At 65.1% G+C, this 433-nt stretch carries 1 protein-coding gene; it reads right to left on the reverse strand.

Features of this window, described 5'->3' with window-relative positions:
• The coding region (locus tag H7I41_RS23965; RefSeq protein ID WP_505011372.1) for a DUF8724 domain-containing protein at positions 1-433 on the reverse strand (433 nt) is incomplete at both ends.

Here is a 433-nt window from a genome sequence, read left to right on the forward strand (position 1 = left end):
AAGCGTTCAAATGTGGGTGACGTCCCCGGCACGTCGGCGGCAACTTGTCGCGGCCCACCGAGCCCTGTGCCTCTGCCATGCCGCGGTTGGCCCCACATTGCGTGCATGCGATCATCGAGCCAACGCTCTTGCCGACGTTGGCATCACGCATCTTGAGGTCCGGTCGCTCCGCCTTGGGGCATCGCCGGCCGCGATGCACCCACAGTTCGTAGGGAAACTCGTCGACATGACCGTTGGTGCATGTCAGCAGATGCTGCGCGGGTACCGCGGGGCTTTCTCGCTTCCCAGTCTTCGCGCCACCGCGCTGCGCACCGCGACCCGGACAGCCCTTATGAGTGAACTGCGCGAGATCGGGCCGGAAGGGATGAGTATTGGTGTAGCTGAACCGTGGCAGCGGGCCGAGGTAGTCGCAGCCCGTGCATCGCAGCCACTG

The sequence above is a fragment of the [Mycobacterium] manitobense genome, assembly GCF_025821665.1.
Classification (GTDB): Bacteria; Actinomycetota; Actinomycetes; order Mycobacteriales; family Mycobacteriaceae; genus Mycobacterium; species Mycobacterium arseniciresistens.